Raw genomic sequence first — 719 nt, forward strand, 5'->3', positions numbered from 1 at the left:
GCTTCGCAAAAATTTACCGGGCGCTGGTGGACATCAGTCATATTTATGTCAAAACTGTAATTAAATTGAGAACTTATAAGTTCTGTTGGCGACTAATTTTATATACCTTGGCTCACACGGATAATCATGATGAAAAAAATGTCTTTGGCTCTGGCACTCTCTAGTGCTCTCCTGATAGCCCCGTTTGGTTGGGCGCAATCCATCTCTGCAACCACGCAAGATCCCATCTATCAACTTGATGATAAGTTAGTTTTAGGGCGGGTCGAAAGTGTGTATTACAGCGAAATTCCTGAGCTAAGTGACGTCCCTTTCATCGGTAAAATTGATACCGGCGCTGACACCACCTCCATGCATGCAGAAAATATTCACGTAAGCAGCAGCAATCCCAAATACAAAAATCTTAAAGATGACAAACTGCTGTGGGCAATTGTCGATGATTTAGGTGGCACGCAAGCCAAATGGGAAGCCAACAGTTTTGAACCTTATCAAGTCACCGTCAGTTTCACGATTCAGCATCCTTATACTGGCAAAGAGATCACGGTAACCGACGATCTTGAGCGCATCAGTGCTATCCGCAGTCGCACCAGCAAAAAACCGATTTTGCGTCCAACCGTAAAAATGCCGATGACGATTGCTGGGCATACGGTAGATACCGTGGTGAACCTTACCTCGCGCAAACAGTTCTCTGCGCCAATCCTGATTGGCAAAACTTACCTAGA

1 pseudogene is annotated in these 719 nt (G+C 44.9%); it reads left to right on the top strand.

What is annotated here, in order from left to right:
• Positions 1 to 126 precede the first annotated feature (126 nt).
• Positions 127 to 719, top strand: a pseudogene (locus tag R7190_RS27375) (peptidase); the annotation flags it as partial.

The sequence above is a fragment of the Vibrio sp. 1078-1 genome (assembly GCF_033340475.1).